The organism is Ensifer sp. NM-2 (genome assembly GCF_003024455.1).
Lineage (GTDB): Bacteria > Pseudomonadota > Alphaproteobacteria > Rhizobiales > Rhizobiaceae > Ensifer > Ensifer canadensis.
In genome coordinates this window covers 145,083-161,457 of sequence record NZ_PVZR01000010.1, presented here as the reverse complement: position 1 = coordinate 161,457, position 16,375 = coordinate 145,083, and the positions used below count along the sequence as shown (strand labels likewise).

Genomic DNA, 16,375 nt, shown 5'->3' with positions numbered 1-16,375 from the left:
GGTCATCGGCTGCACTCCGGCTTGTCGCGACCCGGTACTCACTGGGGTAGCGTCGCGGCAATGACAGAGCAATGGTAAGCCGATCGTCTTCGCATTCGAATTGTTCGCCGATCATGATCGTCAGGCGGCGATTGCCCGTGCCGTCCGCACATGTCTATACTCCGGCCAAGGCTTCAATTTCTGAACAAGCCTCAGCCCGCCCGATGGCCGGACTGTTGTCCGCCGCCTGATGCGTGGTGCCTTTGCGAACTTCGATGCCGCCGCCCTTAATCGAGGGCGTCAATTGCCAGCAAAACCTGTTGTCGCGGGAGAAAAGCATGCGCAGTTCCTGCCTGAATGTTCTGTCCTTCACCCTTATCGCCGCACTCGGCTCGGTTTCGCCATCGGCCGTCAGGGCCGCTTCGCCGGAGCCGGTCAAAGCCGAGCACGGCATGGTCGTCACCGCCCAGCATCTGGCGTCGGACATCGGCGTCGAGGTCCTGAAAAAGGGCGGCAACGCCGTCGATGCGGCCGTAGCCGTCGGCTACGCGCTTGCGGTCGTCTATCCGACCGCCGGCAATATCGGCGGCGGCGGTTTCATGACGATCCGCTTCAAGGACGGAAAAACCACCTTCCTCGATTTTCGCGAGCGGGCGCCCGATGCTGCGACCAAGACCATGTATCTCGATGACAAGGGGCAGTTGGTCACTGGCTTGAGCACCAACGGGTATCTGGCCGTTGGCGTTCCAGGTCCTGTCCTGGGGTTCGAAGTGGCGCGTAGCCGCTACGGCACGCGTCCACTGAAAGAGCTGATCGCGCCTGCCATCGCCCTTGCCAAGGATGGCTTTCGGCTGGAGCAGGGCGATGCCGACTCCTTTGACGGCAAAACCGAGAGGCTGGCCAAGGACCCGGCAGCGGCCGCAATCTTTCTGAAGCCCGACGGCAAACCCTTTGCCGTCGGCGAGACACTGGTCCAGGCGGATCTCGCCGCCTCGCTTACAAGCATCTCCGAAAAGGGAACCGACGCCTTCTACAAGGGGGCGATCGCCGACGCCATCGTCAAAGCAAGTGCCGACAAGGGCGGCATCCTCGCCAAGAAGGATTTCGAGCAATACGCCGTGCGCGAGCTTGAGCCGGTCAAATGCAACTATCGTGGTTATGACATCGTCTCTTCGCCGCCGCCGTCCTCGGGTGGCGTCATCATCTGCGAGATCCTCAACATTCTCGAAGGCTATCCGCTCTCCTATCTCGGTTACGGCTCGGCCGAAACCGTGCATGCGATGATCGAGGCCATGCGCCATGCCTATGTCGATCGCAACACGACGCTTGGAGACCCCGATTTCGTCGAGAACCCGGTCGCCAAACTGCTCGACAAGGCTTACGCGGCCGAGATCCGCGGCAAGATCGACCCGTTCAAGGCTGGCGTCTCGCAGGCGCTGATGCCGGAGGGGTTCGCAGAAAGCAAGGAGACCACCCACTATTCGATCATCGACGACGAGGGCAACGCGGTCGCCGTTACCTATACGCTGAACGGTTCTTTTGGCGCCGGCGTGGTCGCTCCAGGAACCGGAATTCTGCTCAACAACGAGATGGACGATTTCACAGCGAAGCCGGGTGCTCCCAATCTTTACGGGCTCGTTCAGGGCGAGGCGAACGCGATCGCACCGGGCAAGACACCGCTTTCATCGATGAGCCCGACCATCGTCTCCAAGGACGGCAAGCCGTTCATGGTGATCGGCAGCCCCGGCGGAGCGCGCATCATTACGATCACGCTCGAGGCGATCCTCAACGTGGTCGATCACGGCATGAATATTCAGGAGGCCGTCGACGCGCCGCGCATCCATCATCAGTGGCTACCGGACAAAGTGTTCATGGAGCCCTACGCCCTTTCGCCCGATACGCGCAAGCTTCTCTCGGAGATGGGCCATGATGTGCAGATCGACAAGAGCTGGAGCATCTGGGGGCAGGCGACCGGCATCCTTGTTGGCGGCGAAAGCCTGGCCGAAATCAAGGACGGCGGTGGCGCCCGCTACAACGGTGCGGTCGACAGTCGCATCGGCGCGGGTGCTGCCAGAGGCTACTGATCGACCGCCACGGGTCGCCTCGACGGTCAGTCCGGCTTGAAATTGCCGAGATGCTCGACCAGGTTGCGGGCGAGCGGCGAGAGGTCTTCATCCGGCCGCAGGCAGATCGACAGGCGACGCGTCGCCCACTTGTCGGTCAGGCGGAGGGCGGAAATCGCCGTGCGACGGCATCGGCGCGCAGCTGTCTGCGGGACGATGCCGACACCGACATCCTGTGCGGCCAGACCGCAGACATCCTCGAAGCTGCGCACGCGCAGGCGGTAGCTCATCCGGCGGCCGATGCGGGTCGCCTGGCCCTCGATATGGGCCTGCAGGGCACTGCCTTCCGCAAGGCCGACGAAGGCGTGGTCGAGCAGATCCGTGAAGCTGATCTGTCTTGTTTCTGCAAGAACATGGTTCTTGGCGACCACGGCAACCAGCCGGTCGATCGCGAAGGGGATGAGGCGCAGGCCGGTCGCGTCGACGGCATCCGAGATGATGCCGATCTCAGCCCGGCCACCTGAGACGGCCTTGACGATGTCCGCGCTCTGGCGCTCCTTCAGGTCGATATCGGTTTGCGAGTGGGCGCGAAGCCAAGGCCCAAGACGGCCGGGCAGGAACTCGGTGATCGCGGCGGTGTTGGCGAGAAGGCGAATGCTCGCCCGCAATCCCCTGGCGTATTCGCCGAGCTCCCCATGCATATGCTCCATCTGGCGCAGTACGAGCCGGGCATGATGGGCGAGCGCATCGCCGGCGGCGGTCGTGGATACGCCCCTGCGGCCGCGCGCCAGAAGTTTTACGCCGCCGTTCTCCTCCATGCCGCGCAGCCGCTCGCTGGCGGCGGCCAGGGAGAGGTTCGCGACCCCGGCGCCGTGGGTGATGCTGCCTGCCTCGACGACGGCAAGAAACAGGCGAAGGTCGATCAGATCGAAGCGCATGCCGGCACGATAGCGGCAAATGTGCCTTCGGCATAGCCGAAGCCAACCTGCGGATCATCCGCATTGCGCTGTCGCAATGCTTCATGACTTTAGAGCCATGATCGAACTCTCCACATGGCTCACCGGCGCAATTGCTGCCGCCTTTTTCCTCGCCGGCGTGGTCAAGGGCGTGACGGGTATGGGGCTCCCCACCGTCGCCATGGGCGCGCTCGGTGCGCTGTTGTCGCCGATTACGGCCGCCAATCTGCTGATCCTGCCGTCCCTCGTGACAAATGTCTGGCAACTGCTGGCGGGTCCGGCCCTCGGCCCGCTCATGCTGCGGCTCTGGCCGATGATGCTGGCGATCGGCATCGGTACCATCCTCGGCACGGCTCTTCTCGCGGGCGGCGATACGGCCCTGTCGACAGCCATGCTCGGGACGGCGCTTGTGGTCTATGCCGGATATACGCTCATGGCGCGCCCGTTCTCAGTGCCGGCAAGGGCCGAGGTGTGGTTGTCTCCGCCTATCGGCATGATTACGGGCGTGGTCACCGGCTGCACCGGCGTCTTCGTCATGCCGGCGGTGCCGTATCTGCAGGCCCTTGGTCTGGAGAAGGACGACCTGATCCAGGCGCTCGGCCTCTCCTTTACCGTGTCGACGATGACGCTTGCGGCAGGTCTGCTGTGGCGTGGGGCGTTGGAGGCCGACAACCTGCTCCTGTCGGTGGTTGCCATCGTGCCGGCGCTGGCCGGCATGTGGGCCGGGCAGGCGATCCGCCGTCTGGTCAGCCCGACCACGTTCCGCCGGTGGTTCCTGGTCGGTCTGCTGCTTCTTGGCGCGGAGCTGGCCCTGCGACCCTTTTTCTAGCCCTAGAGCGTTTCCGATTTAAACGGAGTCACGGAAACGCTCTACCTCTTTGTTTCCAAGCATTTCCTAACGGAAAACCGCTTCGCACTTTTCCTGGAAATGCTCTCCGATCACGCCACATAGATCGGATTGCTGATGGCGCGGCGCACGGTCTGTAGTTGCAGTTCCACTTCGGTTAATTGCCAGGGCAACCCGCCGCCAAGGGCCGCGGTGAAATCGCCGATTATCTGCGGCCGGCTCTTCTCTGCTGCGATTTCGGCGCGCAGGAACAGGCTCGGCCGCCCGGAGAATTGTCCGACCCAGCGGTCGTCTTCGATGAGTTGATCGGCAATCTGCCCTGTCGCGTCGAACCAGAGCAGCCGATCGCCTTTTGCTCCGTGAACGTCGGCCTTCGCGTCGACGGGCCCTCGGATCGTCGAGCCCATCGGCTGGCCATCGACCGAAAGTGCCAAATGCGGTCCATCAGGGCTCTCGGTGATATAGCCAAGCCCGGTCTTCATCGCGGCGAGGATCGCGTTTTCAGAAAGTTCGTCGAGCCACAGCACCGTCGTCGGTCGCGCAAGCACGAGCGGCCCTTCGGGCATCAGCCGGGCCGGCTGGTGGAAGTCGCTGCCGCCGATTGCCGAGATTTTCTTGCCCGAAGCCAGCCGCTGCTGATATCGGCCGAGCGATACCCAGTTCCAGGCCATCCAGTGCGATTGCCAGACTTCCATGCAGTCGATCTCCGGCACGTCGTAATCCCAGGGGATCGTCGGCTTGTCGTGGTTGATCGACAGCATGCCGCCGCGCTCATGCACCATGTCGGCAAGCGTGTGCCCATGTTCGGGCCGGGTCATGCGGAAATCGATCCAGTCGTCGACGCCAAAGACGTTGGCATGGCCGACTGCGGTCGTCACCTCCATCGCACGCACAAAGACGAGGTCGGCGGACGAGTTGGGATGGAAATAGCGGCGCTGGCTGATGGTGTTGTGGTCGGCGACGGCGAGAAAGTCGAGCCCGGCCTGCTTGGCGGCTGCGTGCAGCAATTCGGGCGAGCCTGCCGCATCGGAGTGGAAGGTGTGACAGTGCAGATCGCCGCGATACCAGCCGGCCGCCTTCCTGACGGGGAAGGTGCGCGCGGGCTGCGGTTCGAGCGCGAGAGGCGCATTGTCATGGCTGAACGTCAGCGTGACATCGGCACCTTCTGGCGGAAGCTTGTAAAGGCCGAGCATGACCTGCCAGCGACCGGCAGGCATCTCCCCGTGGATGTAGCCGGGCGTGGCGTCGTCCGTTGCGACGAAAAAGCGGTCGCGGGCGCCGCCGCTCCAGCCGCGAAAGCCGGCGCGGGTCGGATAATCGGTCGCGCGCGGATCAAGCATGCCGAGATCGATGATGCAATCTTCCGCTTTTGCATGGGCCATGGTGACATCGATGCGCGTCGTGCCCTCGGGCACGTCGAAGGGCACGTAAAAGTACGGGTTGGCGGCCTGGTCGGCGCGTGTCACGTGAACGGTGGTCGTCATCATTTGCAGCAGTCCGGACTATTCGCCAAGGACGGGAATGCGGGCGCCGGTGCTGTCGAACAGCGTGACGTGTTCGGCGTCGAAGGAAAGTCGCACCGTCTTGTCTACCCTGATCTCGTCGTCGGTAAAAATGCGGGCCGTGACGCGGCCGGCATCTTTCCGCTCGATCGTCACCAGGCTTTCCGGCCCCATGTTCTCGTTGGCGAAAAGCTCGCCGGTGATGATGTTGCCGTCGTCGGGACGGGCAATGCGCAGATGCTCCGGGCGAACGCCGAGCGTTATCGTTTTGGCGCCGACCGCCTTTGCGATGGAGTCGGAAACCGGCAGTGCCGCGACCGACAGCCCCTCGGCGCGAAGCTGCAGCTTTCCGTCGATGATTGCAGCCTGCGCCGGCACGAGGTTCATCGGCGGGTTGCCGACGAAATTGGCAACGAAGGTGGTGGCCGGGCGCCGATAGATCTCGATCGGCGGCGCGAACTGGACGATCCGGCCCTTGTCCATGACCGCGATGCGGGTGGCGAGCGCCATCGCTTCCGCCTGGTCGTGGGTGACGTAGACGGCGGTCATGCCCATGTCGCGCTGCAGGTGGTTGAGAAATCCGCGTGCTTCCAGGCGCAGCTTGGCGTCGAGGTTGGAGAGCGGCTCGTCGAAGAGATAGACCTGGCTCGGATAGACGAGCGCGCGCGCCAGCGACGTGCGCTGCTGCTGGCCGCCGGAGATCTGGCTCGGCAGGCGCTTCATCAGATCGCCGATCTTCAAGACGTCGGCGACCTCCCTGGCGCGGGCATGACGCTTGTCCTCCGCCTCGCCGCGCACCTTCAGCGGATAGGCGATGTTGTCGGCAAGATTCATGTGCGGATAGAGTGCATAGTCCTGAAAGACCATGGAGATCTGCCGATCCTTCGGGTGCAGGTAGGTCACGTCCTTGCCGCCGATCAGCACCTTGCCGGAGGACGGCGTTTCGAGCCCGGCGATCATGCGCAGGCTCGTCGTCTTGCCGCAGCCGGATGGTCCGAGCAGGCAGACGAACTCGCCGTCAGCAATCGAGAAGCTGATATCGGGCAGGGCGTTGAATGCGCCGAAGCTCTTGGAAACGTTCTGGAATTCGACAGAGGCCATGAGACTGGTTTTCCGATTACGACTTGATGCCACCGAAGAACCGGAAACCGAATTTCCAGTTCACGAAGAGGTAGAGCGCGATGACGGGGAGCGAATAGATGAGTGAGTAGGCGGCAAGCAGTGTGACGATCGGCGTGCCGGCCTCGGAATAGAAGGAATAGATGGCGACGGAGGCGGGCATCAGGCTGTCGCTGCGCAAGAGGATGAAGGGGATCAGGAAGCTTCCCCAGATGTTGACGAAGGCCCAGACGACGACCACGACGATACCCGGCCGGATCACCGGCAGGGCGACGTCGAAGAACGCCTGCAGTGGAGAGGCGCCTGCAACCATCGCGCTTTCTTCATAGGAGCGCGGGATGGCGTCGATGAAGTCGCGCAGGATGAACATGGCTGTCGGCAGTAGCCCACCGGCAAAGACGAGAATGACGGCGAGATGCGTGTCGATCAGTCCGGCCGCAGAAACGATCAGGAAGATCGGCACCATCGCGGCCGAGCCGGAGACCACTGACGAGAACAGCAAGAGCACATAGGTGACTGCGCCTTTTCCGGGGATTGGCGAGCGGGAAAGCGCATAAGCCGCAAGCGTTGCTGCCGCGCCGACGAGGACGACGCCGCCGAAGGCCTGCACCAGGCTGTTGAACAGCGCCTGCATGGCGAAGGTGTTCTGAAACACCGTAGCAAAATTGGCGAACGTGAAGGGTTCCGGGATGGCAAGGCCGAGTTCGGCGCGGGCGTTGAACGGCGCGAAGAGGAACCAGACGAGCGGTAGCGCGAAGATGGTGCCGAGCAGGGCGGCGACCACCGAAAAGCCCATGCGGCGGAAGTAGATACGGGAAGAGAACGGCATCATTCGGCCTCCGCCGGCTTCTTGTGGGCAAGCCTCAGATAGACGAGTGCGAAAGCCAGATTGATGAGCATGATGACCACGCCGACGGCCGCGCCCTTGCCGAACTCGAAATCCTTGAAGGCGATGCGGTAGGTGTAGATCGACAACAGTTCGGTCCGATAGGACGGCCCGCCATTGGTCAAGAGGAACGGCGTGAAGACATTGAAGGTCCACATGGTGATGAGGATCAGATCGGTGACCACATGGCCGCGGATCAGCGGCAGGGCGATATCGCGCAGCTTCTGCCAGGAGGTTGCGCCGGCGACATCCGCCGCCTGGAAATAGCTCGGCGGGATCGACTGGAATGCCGAGTTGAACAGCATCATCGAGAAGGCAGCCCCCCGCCAGGTGTTGAAGAACACGATGACCCAGAAGGGCTGCTGCAGCAGCCAGTCTCCCGGCGGCAGGCCGAGACCGCGCATGATCATGTTCAGCGTTCCGCTGTCATAGTCGAGGAATGCGAACCAGGCGAAGCCGATGACCACTTCCGGCAGGATCCAGGCGGCAATGACGGTCGTCTGCAGAAAGGACTTCATACCGGGCGACACGGACTGGCTGAGCCAGGCGAGGATCAGCCCGAGCAGCGCCTGGCCGATGAGCGCGGAGAGCAGCACGAACTGGATCGTCAGGATCAGCGAAAAGCCGAACTGGCCGCGGGTGAAAAAGGTGGCAGGATTGAAGAGGGCGAAATAGTTCTGGAGACCCACGAAATCCGGGTCGAGCGCGGTCCGTCCAAGCAATGTCCTGTTGGTGAAGGAAACGAAGATCACCCAGAAGAAGGGGATGATGACGAAAACACCGACCAATGCCGTTGCGGGAGCCAGAAAAAGGGCGCCCGCCCGCGTGGACAGTAGCGAGAATTTCTTCATGCGTTGAGTTTCCCATTGCAGGGCGAAGCGGTTCGGCAAGATCACCGGCCGGCCGATCGGCCGACCGGTGATATTAGGCCCGATCAGAGACGGCTGACCGTGTTCTCTTCACCGACGATGGCGATCACGGCGGCCTTGTACTGGGCCATCGCGTCTTCCGGCGACAGTTCGCCCGAGACGACGCTTTCGGTCATGCGCTGGATTTCGGTCGAGACTTTGTTGTAGTTGGCGTCATTGGGACGTGCCGTGGTGATGGGCAGCAGGACCTCGGCGGTCTCGGTCAGGAACGGCGAGTTGGGGATGGTGACGTCGTTTCGAATGCGGATCGCCGGCTGGATCTCCTGGAAGGCGGTGAGCTGCTCCTGGCTGTTCATGAAAGACAAGAGCTCCCAGGATTCCTTCGGGGCGTCGGTATGCGGGTTGATGACGAAGCCGGTGCCGCCGGACATGGTGACGAAGTCCTGGCCGCGCAGGCCCTTGCCTGGTTGCGCCGCCGGCATCTTCTTCCAGGTCATGACATTGTCACGGTCGGCGACCGCGAACTCGGCGTCCGGTGCGGTGACGGAACGATAGAACCAGTCGCCCTCCACCAGCATCGCGGTCTTGCCGTCGCGGAAGTTGGCGAAGGTTCGATTGCGCCCGTCGGCCAAGAGCTGGGCGCGCTGGTCGCCGAGCTTGTCGTCGACATAGATGGTCTTGTAGAGCTTCAGTGTATCGAGGATGCCCTGGCTGGAGACGATGTATTTGCCGGCATCGTCTGTGACCTGCTCGCCGGTGCCGAGCAGCGCCATCCAGTAGCCCTGCATGGTGGTGGCCTCGCCCATGGAGACGCCGGCATTCAGCTGCAGCGGGAAGGAATCCGGCGCCGCCGCCTTGATCTTGCGCGCGGCGTCGAGCAGTTCGTCCCAGGATTTCGGTTGCCACGTCGCCGCGTCGAGGCCCGCCTTCTGGAACAGGTCCTTGCGCACGAAGATCATGCGCGCGTCGGTGCCGAGCGCGATGCCGTAAGGCTTGCCCTGATAGCTCATCAACGCCTTGGTGCCGTCGGAAATGTGGCTCCAGCCTTCCCAGGCATTGACGTCGGCGCCGGCCACTTCTTCAAGCGATTTCAACAGCCCGCCCTGGACGAAGCTCGGGATCAGGAAGCCATCGAAGCCGGAGACATCCGGGCCAGCACCGGTGGAGAAGTCAAGCGCCAGCTGCTGTGTCAGCTGCTCGTCCTCGCCGCCGAACTGATTGAGCTTGACGGTGACGTCCTTGCCTTCGGCCTTCATCTTGGCGGTAAAGGCCGGAATGACCTTGTTTTCGATCCACTCGGCCATGCCGCTGTTGACCCCTCCGACAACGCATCGGCAGGTGATGTTGAGCTCGGTTGCCATCGCCGGCCCGGACAGGGCCATGATGGCCGCCGCGCTCAGCAAATATGACTGAATCCTTCTGCGCATTGAAACTCCTCCCACGGTGGTCCGGTTCTCCGGACCGTTTCGGCTGCGGTGCATCCGGGCTGGAATCGGCCTCCTCCGGTCAATCCCATCCCGTCTGAACTTAAGAATGAACACGCTTTCATTTTTGTCAACACGCCATGAAGTGGATTCTGGTGATGAGGCTTATACGAGTTCATGCTCTCCGGGTTTTGCCGTCTATGAGGTGATTTCTACTGACATCTTGACGGAAGCGCGATCATTGGTGCAGGTTGAATTGAACACGTTTTCATTTTTGCGCAGAGCACTACCCCATGAGCGAGAAAACCGACAGGAAAGCAGGACGCGCCACGGCCGATCTGGTGGCACGAGAGGCCAATGTCTCGCGCGTCGCTGTCTCGCGCGCCTTCAATCCGAATGCGTCCCTGAAGCCGGAGAAGCGAGATCGCATCCTGAAGGTGGCACGTGAGTTGAACTATACGCCTGACATGGCCGCGCGTTCGCTGGTAACCAGGCGCTCGCATCTCGTCGGCATGATCGTTCCCGATGTCTGCAGCCCCTGGGAAAGCCAGGAGATCGACGCCTTGACGACCGCGCTGCAGGCAGAGGGCTTCGCGACACTTCTGTTCAAGGCGAAAGCCGATTTCAGCATGGACCCGATGCTGCTGACCTATATGCGCGGCTTCAATCCCGACTCGGTCATCGCCTTTACCGAGAATATCGAGCCTGATGTTCTGAGCGGCTTTCTCGATCGTGCCGTTCCGATCTACGTGATCTATGACGACGCGGATGCGTTTGCCGGCAGGGCGTCCGAAACACTCTATGACCGTCTTCTCGTGCGGCAGAAGGACGGCATCGAACAGGCGGTCGCCTTGCTGCAAGGCTATGGTGCCCGTCGCATCGCCTATCTCGGCGGCAAGAAGCAATCCCTTGCCAATACCGAACGCGAGCGGATGATCGCGCAGGTGCTGGCCGAGCGCGGCATGGCGCCGCCGGTTATCGTCCCCGGTGACTACACCTACGACACCGCCTATCGCTCGACGCTTGATCTCTTCCGGGTCGGATCCGGCGCCGATGCGATCTTTGCGGCCAACGACGTCGGGGCGTTCGGCGCGATCGATGCCCTCAGGCACGAACTCGGCCTTTCAGTGCCTGGCGATGTCAAGGTCGTCGGCTTCGACGACATCCCGCAGGCACATTGGAAAAGTTACAATTTGACCACCGTCCGCATCGATCTCGACGATCGCGTTCGCGCCCTTGTCCGGTTGATCCTTCGACGTCTCAAGACGCCGGATGCCGACTCCCTGGTCGAAACCCTGACCACCCGCCTCGTCGTTCGCGGCACCGTCGGCTGAATGGAAGAACATGACAGAAAAACGCGTGCATCTGGTCTTCAAGACCCATCTCGACATTGGCTTCACCGATCACGCGGAAAAGGTGCGTCGCCAGTACCACGACCGGTTCATTCCGCAGGCGATCGAGACGGCCGAGCATTTTTATGCCGAGGATCCGCGAGATCCGAAGTTCGTCTGGACGACCGGTGCCTGGCTGATCTGGGATCACCTGACGTCGCGTTCGGCCGCGGAGGTGAAGAAGCTCGAGCGGGCAATCGATCTCGGACTGATCCGCTGGCATGGCCTGCCGTTCACCACACATACGGAGTTGATGTCGCCGGAGCTCTTTCGCGCCGGCCTTTCCTATTCACAGGAACTCGATCGGAGGTTCGGCAAGAAGACGATTGCGGGCAAGATGACGGACGTGCCGGGGCATACGCTCGGCATGGTGCCGCTGCTGGCCGAGGCCGGCATTCGCTTCCTGCATCTCGGCGTCAACACCGCGTCGCCGCCGCCTGAAACACCTGACATCTTTCGCTGGCGTGCGCCCGGCGGCGCAGAAATCGTCGTCATGTATCAGCGATCCTATGGGGAGACTTATTTCCCCGAAGGTTTTGCCGACGGCCTGAGCTTTGCCCACACAAGCGACAATATCGGTCCGCAAAGCGTGCCGAAGACCGCCGAGGTCTATCGCGACATGCGCCGCGAACAGCCGGATGCGACCGTCCGCGCGGCAACGCTCGAAGATTATGGCGCGTTGATCTGGGATGCGCGGGAAGCTTTTCCCGTCGTCGAGCACGAGCTTGGCGACAGCTGGATCCACGGCAGCGCCTCCGATCCGGTAAAGACCGCCCGTTTCCTAGCGCTTCAACGGCTTTACGACCGGTTCGCAGCCGAAGGCCTGACCGCCAGCCGCCTGGCTTTCGGGCAGAAGCTGACGATGGCGGCCGAACATACCTGCGGCGTCGATATCAAATCCTATCTGCGCGACGACACGGCCTGGTCTCGGCCCGACTTTGAGGCCGCCCGCAAGACCGACCACCGCTTTGCCTATACGGAAGCCTCCTGGCGCGAACAGCGCGCCTATCTTGATGACGCTCGCTCAGTGCTCGACGGCCCGGACGCAGCGGCAGCCGATGCCGCCTTGGCCGAATTGACCGTACCGGCCCTGATAGCCAGAGGAGACAGGCGGACCAGTCTCGCCTGTGGCAGCTGGTCGATCGAGCTCGAACCTTCGACCGGAGACATTCTTTCGCTGACTGCCCCGTCCGGGAAGTACATGGCTGGCCGGTCAGGTCCGCTGATCGCCTATCGCTACGAGAGCTATGACGCTACCGACGTCAACAGGCACATGGACACCTATCTGACTCATCGCCAGGAATGGGCGATCCTCGATCACGACAAGCCGGGTCTTGCCCGGTCCGGCGCGGCTCTGTCCCGTGTCTTTACGCCGACCTTTCAGGCAGCGGACGCATCCGGCCTGCTCCTGTCCATGCCTGAGCAGGCGGTTGCCGGTTACGGCGCGCCGCGCCATGTCGCTCTCGCCTTCTCAGGCGAAGACGACACGCTCGAACTTCACCTGACCTTGCACGAAAAAAGCGCCAACCGCATGCCGGAGGCGAGCTTTCTCTCCTTTATGCCAGCAGGCGATGTCGCGTGGAGCCTGCGAAAAATGGGGCTCTGGCACAAATCCGGCAACGCCGCTGCCGGTGGCGGCGCGCAACTTCAGGCGGTCACCGGCGTTCGCGGCGATCTTGCTTCGGGTGGTTCGTTGTCGATCGAGCCGCTCGACACGCCCCTGGTCGCGCCCGAGGCTTGGGACTTTATGACGTTCTGCAAGACATTGCCGGACTTCAGCGAAGGCGTTCGTTTCAACATCCACAACAACAAGTGGGGAACGAACTTCCCGATGTGGTGGGAGGGCGATTTTTCCGCCCGCTTCCGGCTGCGATTGGACGACTGAATGCGAAGCCGACGGGCGGCGATTGAGATGAGAGCGCTGCTGCCCGGGCATGCGAGCTAGCCCGTTCGAATGCCTACGTTGTGCGAGGTCGGGTTGTATGCCCGGAAACCTCGGCGCCCGCCTCCCGAGGCAGGCCAAGAAAACGCAAGCTCGAGACGATGCCGATCGACGCAACCACCAGAAACGCCCAGCGGAAGTCCGCAAGGGCTGCCGTTTCGCCGCCGCGAAGGGCTTGCGACAGATTGAGAACGGCGGCGGCAACCGCAACGCCCAGAAGCATGGCCACCTGCTGGAGCATGCTCGACAGGGTTGACGCCGAGCTGCGCTGGCTCGCGTTGATATCGGCAAAGCCAAGGGTATTGAGTGCGGTAAACTGCATCGAGCGGAAGAGCCCGGCAGCAAATAGCAGCAGAAGCGTCAGCAGTTGTGGCGTATCCGTTGAAAGCATCGCGCAGGCGCCGATCGCCAGTGAGGCGAGCAGGCCATTGCCGACGAGTATGCTGCGGAAGCCGAAACGGCGCAGCAACGGCGTGGTCGCCGTTTTCATCGCGAGATTTCCGGCGAAGTAGGCGAGCACATAGATGCCGGTCTGGATCGGAGCGAGGCCGAAGCCGACCTGGAAGAGCAGCGGAATCAGAAAGGGCGTCGCATTGATCGCGACCCGGCAGGCGGTGCCGGCCGACAGTGTCGACATAGCAAAGGTCTGAACCTTCAAGGCGGAGAGATTAAGCAGCGGATTGGTGATTGACTTGAAGTGCCGTGTCGCCAAGACCCCGATGGCAGCACCTGTTGCCAGCAGCAGGACGATCGCCAATGCATTGGCTGTGCCGTGGACGAAGGCTTCGAGCCCGGCCAGAACCAGTGTGAGGCTGGTCGACGACAACACGAAGCCCTTGGCGTCGAGGCGGCGCGTCGCTTCCTCGCGCTGATCCGGAACGAAACGCAGCACCAGCGCCAGGCCGATCAGTCCGATCGGGATGTTGATCAGAAAATTCCAGTGCCAGCTGAAGTAAGTAGTGATGACGCTGCCGAGAAGCGGGCCTACGACCGGGGCAATCAGTGCCGGCCAGGTGATGAGCGCGATCGCGCCGACAAGCTCCGACTTGCGGGCGTTCTTCAACACGATGATCCGGCCGACCGGCGTCATCAACGCGCCGCCGATGCCCTGCACCGCGCGTGCAGCGATGAACTGGCCGAGGCTTCCCGACAATCCACAAAAGAGCGACGCGAGGGTAAAAATGGCGATCGCGACGAGGAAGACGTTGCGCGCCCCGAAGCGATCGCCGAGCCAGCCGGAGAGCGGAATGAAGGCCGCCATCGTCAGCATATAGACGGTGATGCCGATGCTCATGGCGACGGGCTGGACGCCGAAGGAAGCCGCCATCTGCGGCAACGAGGTAATGACGATCGTCCCGTCGAGCATCTGCATGAAGAAGGCGATGGCGACGACGAGTGCGACGATGCGGGAATTGAAGCTGGTGGATGCGTCGGAAGCGTCCGTGCCGGAGGGGATCGTCGTCATCTGATCAGCACCGGCCTGTGTTGCGAACAAGGATTCGGATAACCGACGGGAAGGAAGGGGAGCGCTCGATTGTAGTGGAATACGACATCATAGGGGCGGTTCAGAGCTGATCACGGTTTCGCCGATCCACGGCTTTAAATGCGGATCGCGGTGATAGAAGGGCGGGCCACTCTACCGGTTGGCGCCAACGCCCTATATGCCTCGTCCGACGTGTGGATGTCGATGCATTTGTCGCAATCGATGCAGTCTTTGAAACACTTTACCTCGGACATGAACTTCTGCGCGCCCATAGCGACGCACAAGCTGAACACCCGGCGGGAAGGCGTATGCTGGTCTTGCACCGGCCGTAATCATTCTCATAGCGTGTCGAGCATGAAATCGAGACCCGGTCGGATTCGAAACTGTTTTGCAAGTTGGCCGCCACGAGACGTCCGCTCATGTCACGTGAAAGTCGGCGGCAACCCGCCGAAGCCTGAGACACGCAGCGACCTGCTGAGATGCGGCGTTGCTCCATGCGGTACTGTAGAGCGGGCACATTTTGTGGGCTGCCGTGGTCAGTTCGCAGCGAAGCAGTAAAAGAGGCCGTCGCCGCCCGTTCCCTTGAAGGCCTCCTGGGTGCAGCCACCGCGGGTCGCATGCGAGGCGTTCCAGGACTTGGCTTCGGCGCTATCGTTGAGGCCGGTTCGGTCGCTGTGGCCGACAATGGCCGCGCCGTCGGTCCCGCCCAGGGTCCAGTTGCCGCAGGTCTCCGGCGCGGCAGTGCCGTCCGCCTTGGAGCCGGTCAGAATGTCGTGCCGGTTCGGCGTGTCGCCGCGGCCGTTGATGACCTCGCCCTTCTCGTTGAGTGCGGTTTGCTTCGTAAGGTTGTTCTTGTCGCTATGCAGAGAGGCGACATCGTCGGCGATCTTTTCGCCCTTGGCATTGTACCAGGGGCCTGCGCCGATACGGTCCTTGGCATTTTCCGCGTCGGTGGAAAGATAGGCCTTCCAGGTCTTGCCGGTCGAGCCGCTCGTCGTGGCCAGCGTGTTGCAATAGGCATCGGCACCGGCAAGACCGCCAAGATTGCCGCCCTTGCCCGGATTTGCACTGGTGACGAAGAAACTCATCGTCGTGTCTTGGGCGTGGGCCCCGACGATAGAGCAGGCCAGAGCGGCCGCGACAAGTACGAGCCTGCGTTTCATGGCGTTTCCTCCCGGTGCTGTTTGAACCGGATGAAGCCTAGGGGCAGCCTGGATCGGAGTAAAATCGAAATCTTGTGAACCGTCCGCCGACAAGCGTCGTCGCGATGTCCATTCGACGTCCCGGCCAAAAGGGGACATTGTTGTCAGTCCACCTTTTCCGTCGGCTCCGGTTGCCGACGCCGAAGAAAATGTGTGAAGGGAAAGGCCGGTTTCGGCGCAGAAAGGCGTTGGCGCCTACAGCGCCGCGCGTCCTACTAGACGCGTAAAGGTCGCTGTAGCACTTTGAATTGCTGCATGTTTCCTTAAATCGAATAGGATTTAAGGAAACCGCAGTAGGTCAAGCCGGGCATTTGCCCGGATGACCGCAGGCAGCCTGTGCAAGAGACAGGCTGGCAAATCGCGGCTCAGTTCAGCCTGAGGTCGATGCCGGGATGGAGCTTCTTGAGATTGGGTAGGGACTTCGACTGCCACGGGATCTCGGAGGTTCCGCGCACGGTCAATTGCACGTTCGGACGGTTGCGCGCCTCGATCGTCAGTTTTGCGAGCAGGTTGATCCCCGACGAGTTCAGGAACTGCAACTCCGTCAGGTCGATCGTCATGCGATCGGGCTCGGCCTCAAGCACGCCCATGGCAAGGGAGAAGATAGGGGCATAGGCTTCCGTACCGGGAAGCCGCATGGTTCCCTCGAAGTGTATGTCATTGCCCTCGGACCAAATGCGGTAGTCCTCGTCCTTGATTTCCATGTTCACCT

Annotated in this window: 14 protein-coding genes; 4 read left to right on the top strand and 10 right to left on the bottom strand. The window is 62.1% G+C overall.

Annotated features, from left to right (window positions below; genetic code table 11):
* Positions 1-154: 154 nt before the first annotated feature.
* Positions 155-319, bottom strand: coding sequence for a hypothetical protein (locus C6558_RS39970; protein ID WP_156408417.1), 165 nt, complete (start codon positions 317-319; stop codon positions 155-157).
* On the opposite strand from C6558_RS39970, the gene ggt reads away from it, so the two are divergent.
* Positions 318-2,063, top strand: coding sequence for a gamma-glutamyltransferase (gene ggt / locus C6558_RS20530; RefSeq protein WP_057225017.1), 1,746 nt, complete (start codon positions 318-320; stop codon positions 2,061-2,063). The genes C6558_RS39970 and ggt overlap by 2 nt on opposite strands.
* Positions 2,064-2,089: 26 nt before the next feature.
* Here ggt and C6558_RS20525 read toward each other — a convergent pair whose 3' ends face one another.
* Complete coding sequence (locus tag C6558_RS20525) at positions 2,090-2,980, bottom strand: LysR family transcriptional regulator (protein ID WP_107027648.1); 891 nt, start codon at positions 2,978-2,980, stop codon at positions 2,090-2,092.
* Positions 2,981-3,077: 97 nt separating this feature from the next.
* Here C6558_RS20525 and C6558_RS20520 point away from each other — a divergent pair, with 97 nt between their 5' ends.
* Positions 3,078-3,827: a sulfite exporter TauE/SafE family protein gene (locus tag C6558_RS20520; RefSeq protein WP_057207406.1), complete on the top strand. Its 750-nt coding sequence runs from the start codon at positions 3,078-3,080 to the stop codon at positions 3,825-3,827.
* 110 nt (positions 3,828-3,937) lie between these two features.
* Here the strand turns inward: C6558_RS20520 and C6558_RS20515 are convergent, their stop codons facing one another.
* From C6558_RS20515 to C6558_RS20495, 5 genes are all read right to left on the bottom strand, one after another.
* Positions 3,938-5,332, bottom strand: coding sequence for a CehA/McbA family metallohydrolase (locus tag C6558_RS20515; protein WP_057207349.1), 1,395 nt, complete (start codon positions 5,330-5,332; stop codon positions 3,938-3,940).
* Between the two features lie 15 nt (positions 5,333-5,347).
* Complete coding sequence (locus C6558_RS20510) at positions 5,348-6,448, bottom strand: ABC transporter ATP-binding protein (protein WP_107027647.1); 1,101 nt, start codon at positions 6,446-6,448, stop codon at positions 5,348-5,350.
* 16 nt (positions 6,449-6,464) lie between these two features.
* Positions 6,465-7,295: a carbohydrate ABC transporter permease gene (locus C6558_RS20505; protein ID WP_025428295.1), complete on the bottom strand. Its 831-nt coding sequence runs from the start codon at positions 7,293-7,295 to the stop codon at positions 6,465-6,467.
* Positions 7,295-8,203, bottom strand: coding sequence for a carbohydrate ABC transporter permease (locus C6558_RS20500; RefSeq protein WP_025428296.1), 909 nt, complete (start codon positions 8,201-8,203; stop codon positions 7,295-7,297). Before C6558_RS20500 ends, C6558_RS20505 begins: the two co-directional genes overlap by 1 nt.
* Before the next feature lie 83 nt (positions 8,204-8,286).
* The gene (locus C6558_RS20495; protein WP_245449188.1) at positions 8,287-9,603 is read right to left on the bottom strand and encodes an extracellular solute-binding protein; all 1,317 of its coding nucleotides are present in this window, start codon (positions 9,601-9,603) and stop codon (positions 8,287-8,289) included.
* A 335-nt stretch (positions 9,604-9,938) separates the two neighbouring features.
* Here C6558_RS20495 and C6558_RS20490 point away from each other — a divergent pair, with 335 nt between their 5' ends.
* Positions 9,939-10,979, top strand: a complete 1,041-nt coding sequence (locus C6558_RS20490) for a LacI family DNA-binding transcriptional regulator (protein WP_025428298.1) — start codon at positions 9,939-9,941, stop codon at positions 10,977-10,979.
* 10 nt (positions 10,980-10,989) lie between these two features.
* Complete coding sequence (locus C6558_RS20485) at positions 10,990-12,921, top strand: DUF5054 domain-containing protein (protein ID WP_107027646.1); 1,932 nt, start codon at positions 10,990-10,992, stop codon at positions 12,919-12,921.
* Between the two features lie 73 nt (positions 12,922-12,994).
* Here C6558_RS20485 and C6558_RS20480 read toward each other — a convergent pair whose 3' ends face one another.
* From C6558_RS20480 to C6558_RS20465, 3 genes are all read right to left on the bottom strand, one after another.
* Entirely contained in the window at positions 12,995-14,443 is a 1,449-nt protein-coding gene (locus tag C6558_RS20480) for an MFS transporter (protein WP_107027656.1), read from the bottom strand.
* A gap of 554 nt (positions 14,444-14,997) precedes the next feature.
* A complete protein-coding gene (locus C6558_RS20470; protein ID WP_025428302.1) occupies positions 14,998-15,624 on the bottom strand; it encodes a DUF1554 domain-containing protein in 627 nt (208 codons plus the stop codon).
* Between the two features lie 404 nt (positions 15,625-16,028).
* Positions 16,029-16,367: a hypothetical protein gene (locus C6558_RS20465; protein WP_025428303.1), complete on the bottom strand. Its 339-nt coding sequence runs from the start codon at positions 16,365-16,367 to the stop codon at positions 16,029-16,031.
* Between the last annotated feature and the right edge of the window lie 8 nt (positions 16,368-16,375).

Bases quoted from the DNA above. Each gene is read 5' to 3' on its own strand.
- C6558_RS20515 (WP_057207349.1), bottom strand. From the start codon at position 5,332: ATGATGACGACCACCGTTCACGTGACACGCGCCGACCAGGCCGCCAAC.
- C6558_RS39970 (WP_156408417.1), bottom strand. From the start codon at position 319: ATGCTTTTCTCCCGCGACAACAGGTTTTGCTGGCAATTGACGCCCTCG.
- C6558_RS20485 (WP_107027646.1), top strand. From the start codon at position 10,990: ATGACAGAAAAACGCGTGCATCTGGTCTTCAAGACCCATCTCGACATT.
- C6558_RS20510 (WP_107027647.1), bottom strand. From the start codon at position 6,448: ATGGCCTCTGTCGAATTCCAGAACGTTTCCAAGAGCTTCGGCGCATTC.
- C6558_RS20465 (WP_025428303.1), bottom strand. From the start codon at position 16,367: ATGGAAATCAAGGACGAGGACTACCGCATTTGGTCCGAGGGCAATGAC.
- C6558_RS20520 (WP_057207406.1), top strand. From the start codon at position 3,078: ATGATCGAACTCTCCACATGGCTCACCGGCGCAATTGCTGCCGCCTTT.
- C6558_RS20490 (WP_025428298.1), top strand. From the start codon at position 9,939: ATGAGCGAGAAAACCGACAGGAAAGCAGGACGCGCCACGGCCGATCTG.
- C6558_RS20470 (WP_025428302.1), bottom strand. From the start codon at position 15,624: ATGAAACGCAGGCTCGTACTTGTCGCGGCCGCTCTGGCCTGCTCTATC.
- C6558_RS20495 (WP_245449188.1), bottom strand. From the start codon at position 9,603: ATGGCCCTGTCCGGGCCGGCGATGGCAACCGAGCTCAACATCACCTGC.
- ggt (WP_057225017.1), top strand. From the start codon at position 318: ATGCGCAGTTCCTGCCTGAATGTTCTGTCCTTCACCCTTATCGCCGCA.
- C6558_RS20500 (WP_025428296.1), bottom strand. From the start codon at position 8,203: ATGAAGAAATTCTCGCTACTGTCCACGCGGGCGGGCGCCCTTTTTCTG.
- C6558_RS20480 (WP_107027656.1), bottom strand. From the start codon at position 14,443: ATGACGACGATCCCCTCCGGCACGGACGCTTCCGACGCATCCACCAGC.
- C6558_RS20525 (WP_107027648.1), bottom strand. From the start codon at position 2,980: ATGCGCTTCGATCTGATCGACCTTCGCCTGTTTCTTGCCGTCGTCGAG.
- C6558_RS20505 (WP_025428295.1), bottom strand. From the start codon at position 7,295: ATGCCGTTCTCTTCCCGTATCTACTTCCGCCGCATGGGCTTTTCGGTG.